Source organism: Paenarthrobacter sp. TA1.8 (genome assembly GCF_048595705.1).
Lineage (GTDB): Bacteria > Actinomycetota > Actinomycetes > Actinomycetales > Micrococcaceae > Arthrobacter > Arthrobacter nitroguajacolicus.
Genome location: NZ_CP184287.1, coordinates 3,672,905 through 3,694,287 on the forward strand (window position 1 = coordinate 3,672,905; position 21,383 = coordinate 3,694,287).

General features: G+C 63.0%; 18 protein-coding genes. 5 read left to right on the plus strand and 13 right to left on the minus strand.

The genetic code is table 11. The annotated features are described in order from the left end of the window. Positions 1 to 13: 13 nt before the first annotated feature. Positions 14 to 925, minus strand: a complete 912-nt coding sequence (locus ACNAOT_RS17130; protein ID WP_091469207.1) for a glutaminase — start codon at positions 923 to 925, stop codon at positions 14 to 16. A 4-nt stretch (positions 926 to 929) separates the two neighbouring features. Then, complete coding sequence (locus ACNAOT_RS17135) at positions 930 to 2,576, minus strand: PucR family transcriptional regulator (RefSeq protein ID WP_420178689.1); 1,647 nt, start codon at positions 2,574 to 2,576, stop codon at positions 930 to 932. A 342-nt stretch (positions 2,577 to 2,918) separates the two neighbouring features. Between ACNAOT_RS17135 and ACNAOT_RS17140 the strand changes: the two genes are divergently transcribed. Both ACNAOT_RS17140 and ACNAOT_RS17145 read left to right on the plus strand, forming a co-directional pair. Next, complete coding sequence (locus ACNAOT_RS17140; RefSeq protein WP_179019584.1) at positions 2,919 to 4,397, plus strand: amino acid permease; 1,479 nt, start codon at positions 2,919 to 2,921, stop codon at positions 4,395 to 4,397. A gap of 28 nt (positions 4,398 to 4,425) precedes the next feature. Beyond that, positions 4,426 to 7,152 carry an aminotransferase class I/II-fold pyridoxal phosphate-dependent enzyme gene (locus ACNAOT_RS17145; protein WP_420178690.1) on the plus strand — a complete coding sequence of 909 codons (2,727 nt, stop codon included), beginning with the start codon at positions 4,426 to 4,428 and terminating at the stop codon, positions 7,150 to 7,152. Here ACNAOT_RS17145 and ACNAOT_RS17150 read toward each other — a convergent pair. After that, positions 7,149 to 8,186 (minus strand): LLM class flavin-dependent oxidoreductase, encoded by a 1,038-nt coding sequence (locus ACNAOT_RS17150; RefSeq protein ID WP_420178691.1) that lies wholly within the window; start codon positions 8,184 to 8,186, stop codon positions 7,149 to 7,151. The two genes, ACNAOT_RS17145 and ACNAOT_RS17150, sit on opposite strands and share 4 nt — an antisense overlap. Before the next feature lie 35 nt (positions 8,187 to 8,221). After that, entirely contained in the window at positions 8,222 to 8,779 is a 558-nt protein-coding gene (locus ACNAOT_RS17155; protein ID WP_420178692.1) for a dihydrofolate reductase family protein, read from the minus strand. 686 nt (positions 8,780 to 9,465) lie between these two features. Between ACNAOT_RS17155 and ACNAOT_RS17160 the strand changes: the two genes are divergently transcribed. After that, complete coding sequence (locus tag ACNAOT_RS17160) at positions 9,466 to 10,074, plus strand: DUF305 domain-containing protein (RefSeq protein ID WP_420178693.1); 609 nt, start codon at positions 9,466 to 9,468, stop codon at positions 10,072 to 10,074. A 187-nt stretch (positions 10,075 to 10,261) separates the two neighbouring features. Here the strand turns inward: ACNAOT_RS17160 and ACNAOT_RS17165 are convergent, their stop codons facing one another. The 9 genes from ACNAOT_RS17165 to ACNAOT_RS17205 all read right to left on the minus strand — a co-directional run bounded on the left by ACNAOT_RS17165 (position 10,262) and on the right by ACNAOT_RS17205 (position 20,247). Next, complete coding sequence (locus ACNAOT_RS17165) at positions 10,262 to 11,206, minus strand: ABC transporter permease (protein WP_420178694.1); 945 nt, start codon at positions 11,204 to 11,206, stop codon at positions 10,262 to 10,264. Next, positions 11,196 to 11,927: an ABC transporter ATP-binding protein gene (locus ACNAOT_RS17170; protein ID WP_089595922.1), complete on the minus strand. Its 732-nt coding sequence runs from the start codon at positions 11,925 to 11,927 to the stop codon at positions 11,196 to 11,198. The genes ACNAOT_RS17165 and ACNAOT_RS17170 overlap by 11 nt, the downstream gene beginning before the upstream one ends. A gap of 95 nt (positions 11,928 to 12,022) precedes the next feature. Further along, the gene (locus ACNAOT_RS17175; RefSeq protein WP_420178695.1) at positions 12,023 to 13,168 is read right to left on the minus strand and encodes an ABC transporter substrate-binding protein; all 1,146 of its coding nucleotides are present in this window, start codon (positions 13,166 to 13,168) and stop codon (positions 12,023 to 12,025) included. A gap of 154 nt (positions 13,169 to 13,322) precedes the next feature. After that, positions 13,323 to 14,276, minus strand: coding sequence for a homocysteine S-methyltransferase (mmuM, locus tag ACNAOT_RS17180; protein WP_420178696.1), 954 nt, complete (start codon positions 14,274 to 14,276; stop codon positions 13,323 to 13,325). A 99-nt stretch (positions 14,277 to 14,375) separates the two neighbouring features. Further along, positions 14,376 to 15,779, minus strand: a complete 1,404-nt coding sequence (locus tag ACNAOT_RS17185; protein WP_091469234.1) for a sulfate adenylyltransferase subunit 1 — start codon at positions 15,777 to 15,779, stop codon at positions 14,376 to 14,378. Continuing rightward, on the minus strand, positions 15,780 to 16,838 hold the full coding sequence (cysD, locus tag ACNAOT_RS17190) for a sulfate adenylyltransferase subunit CysD (protein ID WP_420178697.1): 1,059 nt from the start codon (positions 16,836 to 16,838) through the stop codon (positions 15,780 to 15,782). It lies immediately after the preceding gene. Beyond that, positions 16,835 to 17,587, minus strand: coding sequence for a phosphoadenylyl-sulfate reductase (locus tag ACNAOT_RS17195; RefSeq protein ID WP_420178698.1), 753 nt, complete (start codon positions 17,585 to 17,587; stop codon positions 16,835 to 16,837). The genes cysD and ACNAOT_RS17195 overlap by 4 nt, the downstream gene beginning before the upstream one ends. Further along, positions 17,584 to 19,326 carry a nitrite/sulfite reductase gene (locus ACNAOT_RS17200; protein ID WP_364306776.1) on the minus strand — a complete coding sequence of 581 codons (1,743 nt, stop codon included), beginning with the start codon at positions 19,324 to 19,326 and terminating at the stop codon, positions 17,584 to 17,586. Before ACNAOT_RS17200 ends, ACNAOT_RS17195 begins: the two co-directional genes overlap by 4 nt. Before the next feature lie 153 nt (positions 19,327 to 19,479). Further along, positions 19,480 to 20,247, minus strand: a complete 768-nt coding sequence (locus ACNAOT_RS17205; RefSeq protein WP_420178699.1) for a sirohydrochlorin chelatase — start codon at positions 20,245 to 20,247, stop codon at positions 19,480 to 19,482. Between ACNAOT_RS17205 and ACNAOT_RS17210 the strand changes: the two genes are divergently transcribed. Then, positions 20,248 to 20,919: a trimeric intracellular cation channel family protein gene (locus ACNAOT_RS17210; protein ID WP_420178700.1), complete on the plus strand. Its 672-nt coding sequence runs from the start codon at positions 20,248 to 20,250 to the stop codon at positions 20,917 to 20,919. Between the two features lie 13 nt (positions 20,920 to 20,932). After that, positions 20,933 to 21,358 (plus strand): hypothetical protein, encoded by a 426-nt coding sequence (locus ACNAOT_RS17215; RefSeq protein ID WP_420178701.1) that lies wholly within the window; start codon positions 20,933 to 20,935, stop codon positions 21,356 to 21,358. Positions 21,359 to 21,383 lie beyond the last annotated feature (25 nt).

Genomic DNA, 21,383 nt, shown 5'->3' on the forward strand with positions numbered 1-21,383 from the left:
ATCAATAATGCGCCTAAAAGACCGACCAGCCAGTACGCGTAGTGAATTCGTCCAGCGCGGCCACGCCTGCCACGGAATTCCCGGACCGTCCCAGGCCAGGGCTCCACACGCTGATGGAGCACTTGTTGGGAACCACGGCCACGATCCCTCCGCCCACGCCGCTCTTCCCGGGAAGGCCCACGCGGTACGCGAATTCGCCCGCGGCGTCGTACGTTCCGCAGGTAAGCATGACGGCATTGATCCTCTTGGTCTGCGCCGGCGACAGCAAAAGGGTGCCGTCCGTTCCCAAACCGTTGGCCGCCAGGAAGCGGGTTGCGAGCGCCAGGTCTTCACACGTCATGGCCAGGGCGCACTGCTTCGCGTAGGAGTCCAGGACTTCGTCCACCGGGTTCTCCAGGTTGCCGCAGCTCGCCAGGAAATGGGCCAAGGAGGCATTTCGGTGGCTATTGGCCAGTTCGGACCCGGCAACGTGGTGATCGGTATCGATGCTTACCTTGGTGGTCTCCTGCCGCATCAAATCCCTCACTGCGTGCGCGGCATTGCCTGTGATGCTGAGGAGCCTGTCCGTCACCACGATTGCACCGGCGTTGATGAAGGGGTTCCGGGGAATCCCTTCCTCGCTTTCCAGCTGGATCAGCGAGTTGAACGGGTTACCCGAAGGCTCCCGAAAGACGCGTTTCCAGATTCCGTCGCCGTCAAAGGCCAACACCAGGGCGAGCGCGAAAACCTTGGAGATGCTTTGGATGGAGAAATCCACGTGGGCGTCTCCGGCTGAATAGACCTCGCCCTCCCGGGTTGCCACGGAAATCCCAAATTGTTGGGGATCCACGGCTCCGAGCTGGGGAATGTAGTCAGCAACGTTGCCCTGGCCGACATGCGGCTGCACAGCCCCGACGATGTCGTCGAGGAGATTCTGGATGTCCACGGTTCTAGCCCTTGGTCCCTGCGTAGGTCCAGAGCCTGATCTGAAGGTGCGCCAGGAGGCGTTCATCTGCGGATTGCAGGTCCAATCCCGCCACTTCGCAGGCGCGGCGGAGCCTGTAGTGGACTGTGTTGCGGTGGACGGCCAGTTCCTCGGCGCACCGGTTCACGTCGCCAAAGAACTCCAGGTACGTCAGGAGGGTCAGTGCGAATTCCGGGTAGCGGCTGCACAGCCGGGTGACTCCTGCATGACGCAAGGTGGTGCGTGATTCCAGCAGCTCCAGCAGCTCCCTGGTGAGGACTGTCGTTTCCACGTCGCTGTAGGAGGCCACGCGAACTTCGGGAGTCGCCTCCATGACTTTGAGGACGCTGCGCACGTGATCAAGGGTGGCGTGCAAGGCGTCCAAGCGCGGAACGATGGGACCCACGGCTGCCTGCACTTGGAAGTGAAGGTGGGTGGTGGCGTCACGAACGATCGTGTTGACCAGCCTGTTGATGGCCGGAAGGGATTTGAGCGGGTCCAGATCGGGAAGGATGATGGCCGTTTCCATCCCGAGTGCCCCCACCACCGCGCCTGGCCTGTACGCGGCGGCGTGAATTGATGCCACTTTGGAGAGTTCTCCCCTGCGTAGTTGGAGGCCTGCGGCGCTCTGGCTCAACCCGCCCGCGGAGATCAGGACCAACGCTGCTGGTTTTGACGGATCAATCCCTGCGGACTGGGCCTGCGAATGCACCTGAGCCGTGCCGCTCAGGAGGCTCGAGACCCGGTCCTCGCGCATGGATTGGGACTGTTCGTTGCGGTGCCGGACCAGTTCGATCGCTGCGTGGCGGGCGGCTCCCACCATGATGCGATCCGTGTTGGCCGCCAAGGGTTCCGCACCTTCCTGCAACCAGATGTACCCCATCACACGGCTGCCGGCATGAATACCGATTGCTACGCGCTCCCGAAGACCTGCATCGGGGTTGGCTTCCACATGCACAGGCGCTTCAGTAGCCTGCAGGTGCTTGTAAACCCCTGATTCCTTGAGCAGCTTTTGGTATTTTTCAGGCCCCCGCCGTGCCAGGATGGACAGCCTGCGGAGCTCATCAACATCATTGGACGCCGGCGAGTAGGCAAGCACCTTATTGCCTGGATCTTCGATGACCACATGGCCGTTGGTCAGCGTGGCGGTTGTTTGGGCGATCGCGAACAGGTCCCGATGCACTGACGTGGCGCTTTCGCCGGGCACATCGCTGAAGCGGCCGTCGTTTTCGAGGACATCGTTTTCGCGGACCCTGTCCAGGGCAATGCTTTCGAATTTGTCCCACCGCAAGCCCGGAGCCACCGCCACCAGTCCGATGCCCGTGGGTCGTAGTAACTCTGCTGCGGCTTCCAACTCGCGTTCGTTACCCTTCACCGCTACTGCCGTAGGACGGTCGGCAACGATCCTGCGAAGGGCGGGGAGCGCCGCGCGTCCCCGTACGCCGATGAGCATGACCAATGCCCCCGGGCGGATCGCATCGTCGTCTTCAGCGTCAACAATGATAGTTTCGCGGACGTTTCTGTTGTCCTCTGCCGGGGCCAGCAGCAACCGTGCGTTGTGGACGCCCAGGTCTTCAAGGACATCGCTCAATAAGGTGACGACACCGTCGTCGTCAATTTCCAGGGCTTTCAACGAAGCTATCGCTTCCTCTCCTCATCAGTTCACTTCAGCAGGACGCTCCCTCGCCATTGAGGGGCTCCGCCGGTACATGTACGCAGACATGCACAGCGAGAAACATTACCGGCCCTCCAGAACACCAGTGTTGTCCCCCCGGCACAAGAGCCGGGCCCTGAATTTGGTTCGCCAGCCAATTTGTCGACGGCGGAGGCCACCTAGAGTTAACGCCTGTCCCAAACACCACGAATACTGCCTGCAGCGCGGCCAATTTCGGCCGCACTTTTCCAACAGGCAGGCCCCACGTTTTGGAGTATTGAGCCACCTGACGTGGCACCGGAGTCAAAGGAGACCCCCGAAGTGATACCCGCCCCTGCGTCTACGCAGACCCTTCCCTCCCCAGCAGACTTAGCCGCCGAAACGTCGTCGGGCGCTTTCGCCCAAGAGGAAGCCGGTTACCGGAAAACCCTCAAGCCCCGGCAAATCCAGATGATCGCCATCGGCGGTGCGATCGGTACCGGGCTCTTCATGGGTGCCGGCGGCCGTCTCAACGGTTCCGGGCCCGCTCTGATCCTGGTCTACGCCGTGTGCGGATTCTTTGCCTTCCTGATCCTCCGGGCACTGGGCGAGTTGGTGCTGTATCGCCCCACGTCCGGGTCCTTCGTTTCCTACGCCCGGGAGTTCTACGGCGAGAAAATGGCATACACCGCCGGCTGGCTCTACTTCCTGAACTGGGCCATGACCTCCATTGTGGACGTCACTGCCGTTGCCCTTTATGTGAAGTTCTGGGGCCAATACTGGGCACCCATCAACGACATCCCGCAATGGTTGATTGCGCTCATCGCCTTAGTGGTGGTGCTCGCCCTGAATCTGGTGTCCGTGAAGATCTTCGGCGAGATGGAGTTCTGGTTCGCCATGATCAAGGTGGGTGCCTTGGTGACCTTCCTCGTCGTAGGGATCTGCTTTATTGTCTTTGGCGGCCGGACGGATGTAGGCGTTCCGGGCTTCAACGTCATTGCAGAGAACGGCGGCATGTTCCCCATGGGAGCTGTGGCACCGCTCCTGGCGATCAGCGGCGTGGTGTTTGCCTATGCTGCGGTGGAACTCGTAGGCACCGCCGCAGGAGAAACGGCCAACCCCCACAAGGTGATGCCCAAAGCGGTGAACACCGTGGTCATCCGCATCGGAGTCTTCTACGTGGGCTCCGTCCTGCTGCTCTCGCTTCTGCTTCCCTTCACGTCCTACAAATCCGGCGAATCGCCGTTTGTCACGTTCTTCTCGCATCTCGGAGATCCGCAGGCTGGAGCTATTTCCGCCTCTGTGATGAACTTCGTGGTCCTCACGGCGGCGCTTTCCAGCCTCAACGCCGGCCTCTACTCCACAGGCCGCATCCTCCGTTCCATGGCCGTGAACGGCTCGGCTCCGCAATTCACGGGACGGATCAGCGCGTCCGGCGTGCCCTACGGCGGCATCCTCCTCACGGCCGTCATTACCCTGGTGGGCGTTGGTTTGAACGCCGTCGTACCGTCACAGGTCTTTGAGATCGTGCTTGAAATCTCGGCGGTGGGCATCATCGGCGGTTGGGCCACCATCATGCTCTGCCACATCAAGCTCCAATCATGGGTCCGCAGCGGCAAAGTTGTCCGGCCGGCGTTCCGGCTGTTCGGAGCGCCTTTCACCTCCTACATCACGCTCGCGTTCCTGGCCTTTGTCCTGGTCACCATGGGGTTCTCGGAGACCGGCCGCTGGGTGCTGGCCTCGTTGCTGGTGCTGGCGCCGCTGCTGATAGCTGGCTGGTATGCGTATCGCGGCCGCATCCGCACTGCCCAGACGTCCTAGCCACATCTTCAGTTCGAAAGTGAAACACATGAGCAACCCTTCCCCGTCCCTGAAAATCGGCACACCCAGCCGGGCCTGGCGGTCCCGTGCCGATGCGTGGGAGTTTTTGGGATACGCACTCAGGCAGCTGGCCTCAGCCCGACACCGGGAGTCCGGGCTGCTGTCCCAGATCGACCGGACCCTTGCCCTTCTGATGTCGGTGGAACCGTATTGGGCTGAACCGGGAGTCGGCGCCGTGGTCCAGTTGCGCCAGTTGATCGACGACGGCGAACCCCAGGCCGCGCTCCAGCTTCTGGGCGGCTTGTCCAACCTTCCGCTCGCTTCTGCGGGGGAAACGGTTGCGGTGCCGCGCGGGGAGGTGTTGGACGAGGAAGTTGTTGACCAGCCCGAGCCGGCTGAGCGGCCGCGCTTTGAGGTAGTGGTGGTTGACACCGTTGACCCCGACGAAGCCGAAGCACTGAAGAACACCATGGCTGCCCAGAGGCGGCCGTCTGATGCTTTCACTTACACCGTCAATGTGGTTCCCAGCTATGAAGATGCCTTGGTAGCCGTCATGCTCAACCCCGCTATCCAGTCTGTTGTCCTTCGGCCGGGCTTCGCACTCCGCAGCTCACATCTGCTGGGCAGCGACCTCCGACGCTTCCTGGCCCGGCATACCCCGGCGGACCTGCAGGACTCGCGGCCCATCAGACGGATTCTTGGATTGGCCGACGCGATCTCAGGTCTTCGGCCCGAGCTGGACGTCTACCTGGTGGCAGGGGTTTCCATCGAATCGCTGGCGGGATCGCTCACCAGGAAGTTCAGGCGGATCTTCCGGAGGCAGGATCATTTGGACCTGCATCTGTCGCTTTTGTCCGGAGTGGCGGAACGGTACGAAACACCGTTCTTCACCGCCCTCCAGGAATACAGCCGTCGCCCCGCCAGCGTCTTCCACGCGCTGCCAATTTCCAGGGGAGCTTCCGTCGGGAGTTCGCCGTGGATCCGGGACATGGCCGATTTCTATGGGACGAACCTGCTGTTGGCCGAAACCTCTGCCACCTCCGGCGGGCTGGACTCACTGCTCGATCCCCACGGATCCATCAAGCGGGCACAGGAGCTGGCTGCCCGCGCGTTCGGGGCGCAGCGAACCTACTTCGTCACCAACGGCACGTCCACAGCCAACAAGATCGTGCATCAATCGCTGCTTGCTCCCGGCGACGTTGTCCTGGTGGACAGAAACTGCCACAAGTCGCACCACTACGCCTTCGTGCTCGCCGGTGCCCGCGTTTCCTACTTGGACGCCTACCCCTTGGACAAGTACGCCTTCTACGGCGCTGTTCCCCTGGCGAGCCTGAAACGCAGGCTCCTGGAGTACCGTCGGGCAGGCAGGCTCCATGAGGTGAAGATGGTGACCCTCACCAACTGCACTTTCGACGGCGTTGTCTACGACGTCGAAAGGGTCATGGAGGAATGCCTTGCCATCAAACCCGACTTGGTTTTCCTCTGGGACGAGGCGTGGTTTGCCTTCGCCCGCTCCCATCCCGTGTACCGCCGTCGAACCGGCATGGCAGCTGCTGCTGCTTTGGAGGCCTCGTTCCACAGCCCTGCCTACGCTGCCCGGTACGCCGAACAGGCGGCCGCCCTGCACGACCCGATCACCGGTGAACCCGTGGATGAGGACGCCTGGCTCAACACCCGGCTGATTCCCGATCCCGCGAAGGCGCGGATCCGCGTCTACGCCACGCAGTCCACCCACAAGACCCTCACGTCCTTGCGGCAGGGTTCCATGATCCACGTCTTTGATCAGGATTTCGCCGGCTCCAACCAGGAGTCGTTCCGCGAGGCTTACATGACCCACACGTCTACCTCACCCAACTACCAGATTCTGGCGTCCCTGGACATCGGAAGGCGACAGGTTGAGCTGGAAGGGTTCGGTCTGGTTCAACGGCAATCCGACCTTGCGGTTTCCGTGGCCCAGGCCGTTGCCAGGCATCCGCTGCTGAAGAAGTACTTCCGGGTGCTGACCTCGCGGGACCTCATCGGTTCGATTTATCGGGAAACCGGCTCCAGCATGCCGCTGCGGGACGGGCTGGCCGAACTGGAGGATGCCTGGCAGCGGGACGAGTTCGTCATCGATCCCAGCCGCCTCACGCTGGACATCAGCAAGACCGGGATCGACGGCGATACTTTCCGCCACAGCTACCTCATGGACGATCACGGTATCCAGGTGAACAAAACGTCCCGGAACACTGTGCTGTTCATGACCAACATCGGCACCTCCCGCAGCTCCGTGGCCTACCTGATCGAGGTCCTGGTGAAGCTAGCCGAGAGTTTTGAGAATCCACATCCTGCGGCGCGGCAGCGGACTCTTCCATCCCCATCCGATGCGCCCCGCCCGACTCCCCCGCTCCCCGACTTCAGCACGTTCGCCGCGCGCTTCCGGGTTGACGATGCCTGCGAGGACGGGGACATCCGGGCAGCCTACTTTGAGAGCTACAAGCCCGATTCCACTGTGTACCTGTCTGCAGCTGAGGTAGCTGCAGCGGTTTCCACGGGACAGGAAGTGGTCTCGGCCGGTTTCGTCACGCCGTATCCCCCGGGCTTCCCCATCCTTGTCCCGGGCCAAGTGATTACACGGCAGACGCTCGAATTTATGGATGCCCTGGACACCCGCGAAATTCACGGATTCGATCACGACCGCGGGTATCGGGTCTTCGTTGAGCCTGCATCGTTTTCGGCTGCCGGGCTGGCGGCGGTGGCGGCGGTGGCTTCCTAGGCCTTCGCGTTCCACCCGATCGTCGGGGCGATGTGCTTCGCGACGTTGCCCAAAAGCTTGGCGTTGTAATCCACGCCCAACTGGTTGGGTACCGTGAGCAGGACAGTGTCTGCCGCTTGGACTGCGGCGTCCCTGGCCAGCTCTTCAGCCAGGGCGTCCGGCTCGCCGATGTAGCTCTTCCCAAAACGGGACAACGCGCCGTCGAGAATTCCTACCTGGTCCTGGCTGTCCGCTTGGGCGCGGAGGCCGAAGTAGTGGTTGTCGACGTCGTCCACAATCGGTATCACGCTGCGGCTCACGGAAATCCTTGGTTCAAAGTCGTGTCCGGCTGCGGCCCACGCCTCGCGGAACATATGGATCTGCTCTGCCTGCAGCTCGTCGAAGGGCACCCCTGTGTCCTCGGTGAGGAGGGTGGAGCTCATGAGGTTCATGCCTTGCTCGGCTGCCCAAACGGCTGTTTTCCGTGTTCCGGCACCCCACCAGATTCTTTGCGGGAGGCCGGGCGACTGGGGCTGTATGGGCAGCAGACCTGTGGCTCCGCCGGCGTAATGGGGATCCGCTTCGGCAACGCCGTGCCCGGCAATCGCTTTGCGGAACAGTGCTGTGTGGCGCCGGGCCATGTCGCCGCCGTCTTCGCCGTCTTCAGGGACGTACCCGAAGTTCGCGGCCCCGTTCCGTGCGGGTTCGGGTGAACCACGGCTCACGCCGAGCTGCAGACGGCCGGCGCTGATGAGGTCCGTGGCCGCTGCTTCCTCGGCCATGTACAGCGGGTTCTCGTAGCGCATGTCGATAACCCCGGTGCCCATTTCAAGGCGGGTGGTCCGGGCTGCGATGGCTGCAAGCAACGGGAAGGGCGAGGCCTGCTGCCGGGCGAAGTGGTGGACACGGAAGAACGCGCCGTCTATACCCAGTTCCTCGGCGGCCACCGCCAGTTCGATTCCCTGCTTAAGTGCTTCTCCGGCCGTTGGTACGAGGGAGCCCGGGACACGTGCCCAATGTCCGAAGGAAAGAAAGCCGATCCGTTTGCTGTGCATGTTCGGGACAACACTTCGAGCGGTGTGGTAATTCCTCAATCAGCCCGTCGATAGTGCATGGCCACCGCACCGTTGCTGAGCGGATCGGCCGAGATCAGCTCCAGGCGCCGGGTGCCTGGCAGTCCGCCCTGATACAGGGTGGGGCCGTGGCCGGTGATCATGGGGTGGACGAGGAATTTGTACTCGTCGATCAGATCCAGTCGGTCCAGTTCTGTGGCAAGTTTGCCGCTGCCCACGAGCACCCCGCCTGGAGTCTTGTCCTTGAGTTCCTGCACCGCCGTTCGCAACTCACCAACCAGGTGATGGCTGTTGGTCCAGGGGAAGTCGCTCCGCGTTGCCGATACGACGTACTTGGGCTTGGTCTCCAGACTAAGCGCCCACTCGCGTAGGGCCGGTGGTGCGTCCACCTCGCCGCGGGCAACCAACGGCCAGTAGTCCTCCATCATTTCGTAAGTAGTACGGCCCCAGAGCATTGCCCCACTCTGGTCCAGGAGGCGGGTGAAGTGGGTGTGCGTCTCGTCATCGGCGATGCCCTCCCTATGATCGACGCAACCATCGAGCGTGACGTTGATGCTGAACGTAAGAAGGCCCATCCGACGATTCTAGGCTTCGACGGCAAATGAGCATAGAGTAGAAATTTGTCGAAATGTATACCCACCGGGGGTATGCTCGTACTGTCTGTATATGGTGGAAGCAGGACAGCGAAGGAGGTAGTGGAGCATCGTGAAAAAGCCGATCCCTCCTCAAACTCCTGCAGCCGTCCTCGGGCCTCTTACCTTCCTCGGGCGGGTCCCGCTCCTGCTTCTGGTGGCAGCCGTCATGGCGGGCATCTTCGGAATGCACGTGGTCAGCGGATCTCATGGCGCCCACTCTGCGAGCTCTGCGTCACCTATCATACCTGCCGAATCCGCGCTCCACGTTCACGACACCGCGCAGCTCCACGGAAGCCCGCCTGCTGATGCGGACAAGTGCACGTCTGGAAGCTGCTCCTGCACCCAGGCGACCACCACCAACTGCATCCCTTCGCTACAAACAGGTTCCTTGGCCGCTCCGCCTCCAGCCGTTGCTGTCGGAGCAATCCCCGTCTCGTGGGAACTTCACAATCTCCCCCGCTCCTGGTCCTACCAACCCCTCGGTCCTACACCCGTGCAGCTCTGTATCAGCCGTACGTAAGCACCGGCGCGGCCCGCGACAGCCGGGCCCGCTTATCTCATCACCATCTGCTTACCCCTCGGCGGTTTACAAACGGCCGCCTAAATTGGCAAAGGACCTTTTTCTGATGAACAGGACTCACTTCACTTTTACCGGAGCCGCTGTCGCAAGCCTGATTGCGCTGGCCGGTTGTGCCCCCAACTCCGGATCCGATTCCATGCCGGGCATGGACCACGGAGGTTCCAGCACTTCCGCCAGCCCTTCAGCGAACAGCAGCAACGCCGCAGACACGATGTTCGCCCGGATGATGATTCCCCACCACGCCCAAGCAGTGGAGATGTCCGACGCCATGCTCGCGAAGGCTGACATCCCGCCCGCAGTAACCGCCTTGGCCGTCAAGATCAAAGAAGCCCAGGCACCCGAGATCGAGAAGATGACGGCTTGGCTCAAGAGCTGGAACGAGAATGCCACCATGCCTGCGGACGGCCATGGCGGTCACGGCATGGACGGCATGCTGAGCGACGCCGACCTCCAGAAACTCAAGGATGCCCAAAGCATGGAAGCGGCCAAACTCTTCCTGACCCAGATGATCGCGCATCATGAAGGCGCCGTCAGCATGGCCAAAACCGAGACCAGCCAAGGCAAGAATCCCGAGGCCGTTCAGCTTGGCAAGGACATCATCGCTGCCCAGGAAGCTGAGATTCGGGAAATGCAGGACCTCCTGGCCGGACTCTAGCCCCACGGTGTGGTGATGCAGAGGCCCGACGGCGGAAGGTCGCCGTCGGGCCTTTGCGCTACGTCGGGTGTCCGCACCACTTACCGCCGATCGCCCCCGTAACCGCTGGTGCAAACGGCGCGAAAGGGTGCGGACTCGGCGAAGAAGTGGTGCGCGCGGCGCAAAGTGGTGCGCCCGCCGCCAGGACTTAGCGGCTGCTGCCCGCCAGCAAACCCCGGCGTTGCAGCAGACGCTTCTCGATGGGCCCGAACACTAGGATCTCGATCAGAATGCCCACGAACAGGATCAGCAGGATAGCGGACATCACGATGGTCATATCGGAGAGCAATCGGCCCTGATCCAGCAAGGAGCCCAGCCCGAAACCAATCGTGCCACCCACCGCGATGATTTCGGCGGCCATGAGTGAACGCCAGGAGAAGGCCCAGCCCTGCTTCAAACCGCCGATGTAGCCGGGAAGTGCGGCGGGCAGGACGATCTGCAGCGCCATCTGGAGCCGGTTCGCGCCAAGGACTGTGCCCACGCTGCGGTACTGCGGCGGGATCTGGTCCACACCGGAAATGAGCCCGTTGATGATGGACGGGATGGCGCCCATGAACACCACAAAGTACACGGTGGCGTCGGTCAGGCCGAACCAGATGATCGCTGCGGGAACCCAGGCCACGGAAGGGAGCACCTGCAACCCGGAAATCAGCGGCCCGAACCCACGCCGCAAGGGAGCTACCTGGGCCAGGATCAAACCCACGGGAGTAGCGATGACCACCGAAATCAGGAAGCCGACCACACCGCGTTGGAGAGATGTCCACACTGCTTCCTGGACTTTGCCTTCACCCCACATCGTCACGAATTGGGTGAGGACATCCAGCGGCCCGGGAACGAGGTCGCGGCGCTTGAACTCAAGCGAAACGTAGAACTGCCACGCGAGGATCAGGACCACCAGCGCGGCAACGGGCAGCAGCACCCGCTTCCAGTCGATACCAGTCTTGCGTCGGCTGTCCGATTGGAGGTTGTCCAGACCGGCTTCAAGGTCCCGGAGCTCGGAGGCGTTGCCCTTCAGCGACGGCGAAGTGATGTGCTCTTTGGATTCAGTCACGGGAAGGGTCCGCTCTTCGGTGGTAATGGGGTTACTTGGCATGGCGGCGGATCTCCTCGCGAAGACGGCGGGTAATAACTCCGGTCAGCTCCCCAGCGCGGCCGGCATCGGTACGGTGCTCCTCGGTGACATCCCATTCAGCCACCACACGGCCGGGACGCGAGGACAAGAGCAGTACGCGCTGACCCAGACGGACGGCCTCGCGCACGTTGTGGGTGACGAACACGATGGTCCGGCCCGTTTCCTTCCAGATCCGCTCGAGTTCGTCGTGGAGGAGGTCGCGGGTGATCGCATCGAGGGCAGCAAACGGCTCATCCATCAGCAGCAACTGCCGGTCTTGAGCCAAGGAACGGGCCAACGCAACGCGCTGCCTCATGCCACCGGACAGCTCGTGGGGACGCTTGTCCCCGGCGCCGCCCAGGTGCACCAGTTCCAACAGCTCGGTGGCACGGGCACGCCGGCTCGCCTTCGTGCTGGACTTGTCCGCCAACTGCAAAGCCAACTCGATGTTGCCCCTCGCCGTCAGCCACGGGAACAGGGCTGCGTCCTGGAACATGAAGGCAGCGCCGTCGCTGGGGACTTCAAGAGCGCCCGACGTCGGCGGTTCCAGTCCCGCCATGATGTTCAGGAGGGTGGACTTTCCGCAGCCGGACGCACCGAGGAGGGCGACGAACTCGCCTTGAGCGATGGTGGCGTTGACGTCGTCCAGCACCGGGGCGCCGTCGCCGAAGCGCTTGCCCAGGTTCTCGAGTACGACTGGCATGGTCCCGTCCTTCATGTTGATTGGTAGAGCTGATGTGGCCAAAGGCTGGTCCTCTTCCCCTGTGGATGAGGGGAAGCGGACCAGCCTGCTACTGCTTAGTCCTGGCCAAGTCCTGCGGCCGAGGTTTTCTTGCCTTCAACCTCGTTCAAGGTGCGGAGGTCGAAGATGCCGTTGATGTCGGCCTGCTTGGTGGTGCCGGCCTTGACGCCGTCTTCGAGGAGCTTGTTGTACGTTCCGGCCAGCGGGTCGGTGGTGAACTTGATGTTCTGCAGCGCCCGTTCAATCACGTTCGCCGGAAGCGGCTTGCCCGCGGTGTCCTTGAGGACCGCGTTGATGGTGGTCGCCTTCTCGGAAGCGGAAGCCGAGTTCAGCCAGTTCACGGATTCCACATGGCCCTTCAGAAGTGCTTTCACGGTTTCGGGGTGCTCTGCGGCGAACTTCTTGTTCACGATCAGGATAGTGGTGGTGAAGTCACCGTTCTCCCACAGGTCCTTCTCGTCAACCAAGACCTTCGCACCGGCTTCGAGCACCAGGCGGGAGGCCCACGGCTCCGGCAACCACGCGCCGTCGAGCTTTCCGTCGGTGAAGAGCTTCAGCGACTGGGCATTCTCGGTGGGGTTGATGTTCACGTCGCCGCTGCCATCGGTGTTGGTCTTGAAGCCCTGGTCACCGAGCCAGGCGCGGAGGGCCACGTCCTGGGTTCCGCCGAGCTGCGGGGAGCTGAGGATCTTGCCTTTGAGGTCGGCAGCGGAGTTGATCTCCGGCTTGACCACCAACTGCGCACCGCCCGAGGCTGCACCGGCGATGATGCTGATGGACTCGCCCTTGCTCTTGACATACGAGTTGATGGCAGGGTTCGGGCCGATATACGTGGCATCGATAGCGCCGGCGTTCAGGGCTTCGATCGCGGCGGGGCCGGCGTTGAAGACCTGGGTGCTGAGCTTGGTTTCGCCGAGTTCCTTGGCGATCAGGCCCTTGCTGGTTCCTACCAGCGCGGGGCCGTGGGTCACGTTGCTGAAGTAACCGAGCTTCAACTCAGCGGCAGGCGTCGCGGTGGGCGCCGGGGCGGCCTGGTTGTTCTGCGAAACAGCGGAGGCGACTGCGGCGCCCGCACCGATGAGGAGCACCAAGCCGACGGCCAGGGCGATCTCTACTGTGCGGCGGCGCTTGGGCTTGGATGCGGACTCACCGGCGACGATGCGGGTGGTGCCGGTGTTGGGCGACTCGGGGGTGTTAGCCATGGGGGTGGGTCCTTAGGGAGGTGGGATGCGAGCGGGGCGAAGATCAGGCCCCGTGACATCGCCCGTCGAGGGCAAGCAAGGACCATTCCGGAGAGGTCATGCCTTCACAGTAGGGACTGTCATATTTCCGCTTCAATCCCGCAGAAACCAAGGTTCACGCAGGTTCACGTGGCGTCATATTCGCCGCCAGGGCTTCAATGTCGCGCGGAGTTGTGCGGCAGCAGCCACCTATGAGATGGGCGCCCTTGCGCTGCCATTCCGTGGCCTTTCCAGCCAAGGTTCCGTTGCCCTGAAGACCCTCTGACGGACCCCACGTCTTGATCACGGCATCGTAGCTCTCCCCCGAATTCGGATACGCGACCAGTGGCTTGTTCGAGGACCGCTGCAGGGTGCCGAGAGCTTCCGTCACCAGTTCCAGCGGCACGCAATTTACGCCGACGGCGGCCACCCGCGGTTCCGCGCCGAGCAGCGCTGCCACGTCCGCAATCGGCGTGCCGTCACTGATGTGGCCGCTGTCCCGCAGCGTGAACGTAAACCAGGATTCGACGTCGAACTCCGCCACGAGCGCCAACAGCGCCTCCGCTTCGGCGAACGACGGCAGCGTCTCGCATGCCAGGAAATCCGCGCCGGCTTCCACCAGGGCGGCAATGCGGGGCCGGTGGAAGTCCCGGAATTCCGCGGCGGAAAGCGTGTAATCGCCCCGATACTCAGAGCCATCAGCCAGGTAGGCGCCGTAGGGACCCACGGATCCGGCTACCAAAAGCGGCCCACGGGCAGAACCATTAGCCAAGGCTTCCTGGCGGGCTTCATCGGCCAACTGGACGCTCAACGCCACCAGCTCCAAAGACTCATCAACGGACAACCCGCGCCGCGCAAAACCCTGCGGAGTCGCCTGGTAGCTGGCGGTGATGGCCACGGAGGCTCCGGCGTTGAAATAGTCGCGGTGGACCTGCTTGATCAAGTGCGGCTGCTCGAGCAGGACCTTGGCGGACCACAACGCGTCTTCCAGATCGCAGCCGTGAGCCTCCAATTCCGTGGCCAACGCACCGTCCAGGACCAGGTCCTTGCCGGCGTTGAGGAGCGTGCTGAGCGTTGTGTTCTGTGGCATGGGTCCTTCCCAAAAAAGAAAACCGCAGCCTGTTCGAAATTCCCGCCGTACAACGTGAGGAGTCGCGAACAAGCTGCGGTTTTGTGACTACGTATGACGCTAGATGACGTAACGTTCGTCTTCGTGGTCGCCCGGATGGTCCTTGACCAAACCGGCGGCGAGGGTGTTGCCGTCGATGGGGTCGATCACCAGGAAAGCGCCGGTGCGGCGGTGGTGCAGGTAGTTCTCCAGCGGCAGCGCGGCGGACAACCGGAGCTGTGCGTGTCCGATGTCGTTGAGCTCCAGGTTGGACGCGGGCTCTACGTTGAACGTGGCCAGGTCCAGCTTGCCCGTGACGTTCCGGACCAGGGCCTGGACCGTGCGTGTCCCGTGCTTCACCAGGACCTTCTGGCCTTCGCGGAGCGGCTTGGGTGAGAGCCATGCCAACGACGCGTACAGGTCAGCTGTGCTCTCACGGACAGTCCCGGCAGCAGCGATGGTGTCACCGCGGGCGATGTCGATCTCGTCAGCCAGGCGGACAGCCACCGACTGCGGCGCCGCGGCCTCCTCAAGCGACTGGCCGGCGAAGTCGATGCCGATCACCGTGGTGGTGCGCGGCTCGTGGCCCGGGCTGATGACGGATACTTCGTCGCCAACCTTGACGGAGCCCTCGGTGATCTGGCCGGCGTAGGCGCGGTAATCGCGGTACGCCTCCACATCGAGCCCGGCGGCAACAGCGTCCGGAGCCAGGGCACCCTGCGGACGGATCACCAGCTGGACCGGGAAGCGGAAGCTCTCCAGTTCTGCCTCGAGTTCGTCAGCAGCCGGGAGGGTTTCGAGGACCTCCAACAGTGCAGGACCGGTGTACCAGGGGGTGCGCTCGGAGCGGTCCACCACGTTGTCGCCATCAAGGGCCGAAACAGGAACCACCAACAGATCAGCAACGCCATCGGAACCCAGACCAAGCTCACGCGCAACCTTCTGCACGTCGGCTTCGATGTCGCGGAATACCTGCTCGCTGAAATCAACAAGGTCGATCTTGTTCACGGCAACAATCACGTGGGCAACGCGCAGCAGCTGCAACACGGACAGGTGACGGCGGGTCTGCTCCAGCACACCCTTACGGGCGTCGATAAGTACGACGACGGCATCCGCAGTGGACGCGCCGGTCACCGTGTTCTTGGTGTACTGAACGTGGCCGGGGCAGTCCGCCAGGATGAAGCTGCGGCGGTCCGTGGCGAAGTAGCGGTAAGCAACATCGATGGTGATGCCCTGCTCGCGCTCGGCGCGCAGTCCGTCGGTAAGGAGGGCGAGGTCAATCCCGCCCTTTTCTCCGCCGAAGCCGCGGTCCGCGGAGGTGCGGGCAACGGCGTCGAGCGTGTCAGCAAGAATCGCCTTGGAATCGTGAAGGAGGCGGCCCACCAAAGTGGATTTACCGTCGTCCACCGACCCGGCGGTAGCGAAGCGGAACAGGGTTGTGGGCAGGGCTGTTTCCAGCCCGGCAGCCAGTGTTTCGGTGCTCATTTAGAAGTAGCCGTCCTTCTTGCGGTCTTCCATGGCTGCCTCGGAGATGCGGTCATCTGCTCGGGTGGCGCCACGTTCGGTCAGGGTGGAGGCAGCGACTTCAACTACGACGTCGGCCACGGTGCGGGCATCGGACTCGACGGCACCGGTGCAGGACATGTCTCCCACGGTGCGGTAGCGCACGAGCTTGGTGATGACTTCCTCGTGCGGCAACGGTTCGGAAACCTCGCCTACCGCGCGCCACATGCCGTCGCGGGCGAAAACCTCACGCTCGTGGGCGTAGTACAGGCCGGGGAGCTCGATGTTCTCGCGTTCGATATAGCGCCAGATGTCCAACTCGGTCCAGTTGCTGATGGGGAACGCGCGAACGTGCTGGCCCACGGTGTGGCGGCCGTTGTACAGGTTCCACAACTCGGGGCGCTGGTTGCGCGGATCCCACTGGCCGAACTCGTCACGGAGGCTCAGGATGCGCTCCTTGGCGCGGGCCTTGTCCTCGTCACGACGGCCGCCGCCAAATACGGCGTCGAACTTGTTGCGCTGGATGGCATCCAGCAGCGGTACGGTCTGCAGCGGGTTGCGGGTACCGTCGGCGCGCTCGGCCAGCTCACCGCGGTCGATGAACTCCTGCACCGAGCCGACAACCAGCTTCAGGCCGAGGCGCTCAACCGTGCGGTCCCGGAAGTCGATGACCTCCGGGAAGTTGTGGCCCGTGTCCACGTGCAGGACGGGGAAGGGAACCTTGCCCGGCCAGAACGCCTTGGTGGCCAGATGCAGCATGACCACGGAATCCTTGCCGCCGGAGAACAGCAGCGCAGGCTTCTCGAACTCGGCAACAACTTCACGAATGATGTGAATCGCCTCGGACTCGAGGGTGTCCAGGCTGGAGAGGCGCCCAGCCGACGCAGCAGATGCCGCCCCGGGAGTGGAGGCAACGCCGAATGCCGCCCCCGCCCCTTCGCCGCGCGGCTGATCTTCGATCAGCCCAGCGCGCGGCTCCGACAGGCCCGATGCCACTCCCTGGGCGGCATCCGGCGTTGCGTTGGTTGTGTAGGTGCTCATGTGTGTAGTCCGCATTCTGTCTTGTCGGATCCTGCCCAGCGGCCGGCTCGGGGGTCTTCACCCGGGGCCACTTTGCGAGTGCAGGGCTGGCAGCCTATGGACGGGTAGCCCTGGCTCAGGAGGGGGTTGACGGGAAGGATGTTGTCCTCGGAGTACTCGATCAGCTGATCAAAGGTCCAGTCGACCATCGGGTTCACCTTGACCAGGCCGAAGCCCTCGTCCCAGGTGATCACCGGCGTGTTGGTGCGGGTGGGGCCCTCGTCGCGTCGGACACCGGTGAACCACACCTCGTAGCCGGCCAGCGAACGGCGCAGCGGCTGGACCTTGCGCAGCGCGCAGCACTGGGCGGGGTCGCGGGCGAACAGGTCCTTGCCGAGCAGGCGATCCTGTTGTTCCACGGTGTTCTCCGGAAGAACGTCCACTACGTTGACGCGCAGGTTCGCTGCAACTTCGTTGCGGGTCTCGTACGTTTCCTTGAAGTGGTAGCCGGTCTCCAGGAACAATACGTCAACGCCGGGCAGTTGGTCCGCGACCAAAGCCGGCAGGACGGCGTCGGCCATGGAGCAGGCCACCGTCACCGTGGGCAGCTCGAAGTTCCGGGCTACCCAGGCGATGACATCGCGGGCGGGGGCGTTCCAGCCGAGCTCAGCAGCGCCTTGTTCAGCCAGGGCCTTGAGCTCTTCATGGGAGCGCAGTGCCGGGCGGGCTGCTGCGCTGGCGAGGTTGGTGATGGTGACGGGATCTGTCATTGGAGATCTCCTTCATCTGCCGAGTGTGCCCACTCTGCGAAGGTCTGGCCCTCGGCGCCCACGGCGACGAATTTACGGACCACGCGCTCCACGTAATCGGGCAGGTCTTCCACCGTGACCTTGAGGCCGCGGACGGTACGTCCCAAACCGGCTTCCTCGCGCTCGTTGTTGGCCAGCCCGCCACCGAGGTGGACCTGGAAACCCGGGGTGGGGTCGCCGTCGGGCGTTGGCAACATCATGCCCTTCAGGCCGATATCGGCCGTCTGGATACGTGCGCAGGAGTTCGGGCAGCCGTTGATGTGGAGGGACAGTGCCGACGGCAGCTGCTTGGTCTCCACGAGGTCCACCAAGCGGCGCTCCAGCTCAGCGATGGCCGTAGCCGCCGTGACCTTGGTTTCCACGATTGCCAGCTTGCAGTATTCGATGCCCGTGCAGGCGATGGTGCCGCGGCGGAACACGGACGGACGAGCCGAGAGGCCCAAGGTGTCCAGCTCTGCGATGAGCGGTTCAACCTGTTCCTTGGCCACGTCCAGGATGACCAGCTTCTGGTGAGGGGTAGTGCGCAAGCGGTAGCTGCCGTGCTTCTCCAGGGTGTCCGCCAGCGTGACAAGTGCCTCGCCGGATGTGCGGCCCACGGTAGGGGTCACTCCGATGAAGAACTTGCCGTCCTTCTGCTCGTGAACGCCGATGTGATCGCCGGGGGCCGTGGGCTTGGGAGCAGCAGGGCCGTCGGGAAGCTTGAAACCGAGGTATTCGTCCTCCAGGATCTGGCGGAACTTGGCCGGTCCCCAGTCGTTCATGAGGAACTTCAGGCGTGCCTTGGTGCGCATGCGGCGGTACCCGTAGTCGCGGAAGATGCTGGTGACGCCGAGCCATACTTCGGCGGCAACGTCAGCGGAGACGAATACACCAAGGCGTTCGGCCAGGCGCGGGTTGGTGGACAGGCCGCCACCGACCCAGAGGTCGTATCCGGCACCGAGTTCAGGGTGGACAACGCCCACCAAGGCGAAGTCGTTGATCTCGTGCACCACGTCCTGGGACGGGTGGCCCGTGATGGCGGTCTTGTATTTGCGGGGCAGGTTGGCCAGCTCAGGGTCGCCGATGAAACGTTCGGCGAGTTCGTGGATCAGCGGGGTGGGATCGATGATCTCATCCTTGGCGATGCCCGCAACCGGGGAGCCGAGGATGACACGGGGAACGTCGCCGCAAGCCTCGGTGGTGGACAGGCCAATGCCTTCAAGGCGGCGCCAGATTTCCGGCACATCCTCAACGCGGATCCAGTGCAGCTGGATGTTCTGGCGGTCTGTGAGGTCGGCCGAGCCGCGGGCGAAGTCCACGGAAATCTGGCCGATGACGCGAAGCTGCTCGGTGGTCAGCGCACCGCCATCGATGCGCACGCGCAGCATGAAGTACTTGTCTTCGAGCTCATGCGGTTCAAGTGTTGCGGTCTTGCCGCCGTCGATCCCGGGTTTGCGCTGGGTGTAGAGGCCCCACCAACGGAAGCGACCGTGAAGGTCCGTGCCGTCGATCGAATCAAAGCCCTCTTTGGAGTAGACAGACTCAATCCGCTCACGGACGTTCAGCCCGTTGTCTTCCTGCTTCCAGGTTTCGTTGGCGTTCAGTGGAGCGGTGCCGTCAACCTTCCACTGGCCGTGGGGCTTGGCGGCAGGGCGGGTGCGTGCCGGACGCGAGGGGACTGCGGTGTCCGAGGACGCACCGGCTACAGCTGTATCTGTCATACATCGACTGTAGGTCTGGCTAGTTTTCGCCAGCAAAGGTCCGGAAACGCGAAGTCACCTAGGGAAACATTTCGTCACGAACACGCCAGCGGCCTTGTCCGAAGGACCTGTTTTGTGCAGGTCCATTTGGCGCTTTTCCCGCGTGAATAAAGGTTAGGAGAGCCTTTCCAACACTGCGTCGTAACGTTCCAGCGCGATCTCTGCCAGCACCGTCGACGGAAGCAAAGGAGCCGACACAATGTCCGCGCCGGCCTTTGCCAGTTGGTCGTGGAAATAACCGGTCGCCAGCAGGTAGGAGGCAATGAAGACCCTTCCGGTCCCACCGTCGGCGGCGAGTTCGGCACGCAAGGAGGCGACGCCGTCGGGCACTGTTGGCTGGGCGCTGGCGCCATAGGCGACCCGGACCTTGTTGGGCAGCAGCTCACCGAGGAGGCGCGCCTGCTCTTCCGAGTCCACCGAGCCGTCCGCAAGGGACGATCCCGCGGCGGCCAGCAGCACGCCGTCGTTCTCCTGCAGTCCAGCCGCACGCAGGTGCGTGGTCAACAGCTCAGCCAGACGGGGATCCGGTCCCAGCGGCTTGGCAGCCACTACCTCGGGGCGGCTCTTGATGGCTTTGGGAACGTCCACCTTGATGTGAAAGCCCGTTGAGAGCAAAAGCGGTACGACGACGGCGGCAGTCCCCTCGGGCAGGCCCTCCACCACACCGCCCAACTCGGGTTCCTGGACGTCAACGTACGCTTCAACAACGCGCAAACCGGGGCGGAGAGTTTCAATTTCAGCCATCACGCGTCGGATGGCAGCCTGGCCTTCGGCGTTGCGGGTTCCGTGGGCGCAAGCGATCAAAACGGGGCTGTTCATGGGAGCTAGCGTAACGTTGAGCCAGCACCTGTTGTGAAGCACGTTAAGAAAGAACCAGTCCACTTGATTTCCTTTGACATTGTTCTTCTTTGGCTTGACCTCATCGGCGTGTTCTTTTTTGCTGTGTCGGGCTCGTTGTTGGCCGCCCGGAAGCAGTTCGACTTTGTTGGTTCGGTGCTCCTCGCTTCCATCGCGGCGCTGGGCGGTGGGGTAATCCGCGACATCGTGATCAATGCCGGCCCCCCGATCGCCTTCACGAATCCTGCCTATCTGGCACCGCCCGTGCTGGCTGCCCTGCTGGTCTACTACCTTTTCTCGTCGGTGCAGCGTTTCACGTCCCTCTTAACGCTTTTCGACGCCGGCGGATTGGCGTTGTTTTGCATCACCGGCACCCTGAAAGCCATCAGTGCGGGGATGAACCCGGTGGCTGCAATCCTGTTGGGCGTCACCACGGGAGTGGGCGGCGGCCTGCTCCGTGACATCACCGCCAACGAAATCCCCACCCTGTTCAACAACCGCGATATCTATGCACTGCCTGCCTTCGTGGGCGCCGGTTTGACCACGTTGATGTGGCACCTTGGCCTGTTCAGCGGGCTTACGGCCTGTGTCATTGCCGGTGTTGTTTTCACTTTCCGGGTGACCGCCTGGCGCCGCGGCTGGTATGTGCCCCTGGCCGTGCGTGGTTGGCATCGCGCAGGCACCGGTGGGGGCGCAATTTCCGGTGCCCGGGATTAGCTAGGATAAGAGCATGACTGACATGTTCCTCGAGAAGTTCCGCGCGCTGGTCCCAAAGTATCTCGAGGATGAATGGCAGGAAGAAGACGGCCTCAGGCCCGACGAACTGGACGACGCCCTCTCCGATCACTCCTTCACCATCCCGCTGGTTCTGCGCGAGTTCTACCTTGCAATCGGCGGCTGCGAGGACCTCATGGAGGCCTACCACTACTTCTGGGATCCCGAGGAACTCGAGGTGGACGACGAAGGCTTCCTCATGTTCCTGGAGGACGAGGACGAACAGTTCACCTGGGGCTTCCGCACCGCCGACCTCAGCATCCCGGACCCTATCGTCTGGCGCCGCAACAACGCCCGCGGCCAGTGGAAGAGCGAAGAAGGCACGTTCTCCGAGTTCGTGTTCGACATGTTCGAGTGGGCATTCAACGACGACGAAGACTAACTTCCCGTTTTGGAGCAGCCCCTTC

Bases quoted from the DNA above. Each gene is read 5' to 3' on its own strand.
- mmuM (WP_420178696.1), bottom strand. From the start codon at position 14,276: ATGCCACAGAACACAACGCTCAGCACGCTCCTCAACGCCGGCAAGGAC.
- ACNAOT_RS17165 (WP_420178694.1), bottom strand. From the start codon at position 11,206: ATGCCAAGTAACCCCATTACCACCGAAGAGCGGACCCTTCCCGTGACT.
- ACNAOT_RS17155 (WP_420178692.1), bottom strand. From the start codon at position 8,779: ATGGGCCTTCTTACGTTCAGCATCAACGTCACGCTCGATGGTTGCGTC.
- ACNAOT_RS17145 (WP_420178690.1), top strand. From the start codon at position 4,426: ATGAGCAACCCTTCCCCGTCCCTGAAAATCGGCACACCCAGCCGGGCC.
- ACNAOT_RS17185 (WP_091469234.1), bottom strand. From the start codon at position 15,779: ATGAGCACCGAAACACTGGCTGCCGGGCTGGAAACAGCCCTGCCCACA.
- ACNAOT_RS17160 (WP_420178693.1), top strand. From the start codon at position 9,466: ATGAACAGGACTCACTTCACTTTTACCGGAGCCGCTGTCGCAAGCCTG.
- ACNAOT_RS17195 (WP_420178698.1), bottom strand. From the start codon at position 17,587: ATGACAGATCCCGTCACCATCACCAACCTCGCCAGCGCAGCAGCCCGC.
- ACNAOT_RS17200 (WP_364306776.1), bottom strand. From the start codon at position 19,326: ATGACAGATACAGCTGTAGCCGGTGCGTCCTCGGACACCGCAGTCCCC.
- ACNAOT_RS17175 (WP_420178695.1), bottom strand. From the start codon at position 13,168: ATGGCTAACACCCCCGAGTCGCCCAACACCGGCACCACCCGCATCGTC.
- ACNAOT_RS17215 (WP_420178701.1), top strand. From the start codon at position 20,933: ATGACTGACATGTTCCTCGAGAAGTTCCGCGCGCTGGTCCCAAAGTAT.
- ACNAOT_RS17150 (WP_420178691.1), bottom strand. From the start codon at position 8,186: ATGCACAGCAAACGGATCGGCTTTCTTTCCTTCGGACATTGGGCACGT.
- ACNAOT_RS17170 (WP_089595922.1), bottom strand. From the start codon at position 11,927: ATGCCAGTCGTACTCGAGAACCTGGGCAAGCGCTTCGGCGACGGCGCC.
- cysD (WP_420178697.1), bottom strand. From the start codon at position 16,838: ATGAGCACCTACACAACCAACGCAACGCCGGATGCCGCCCAGGGAGTG.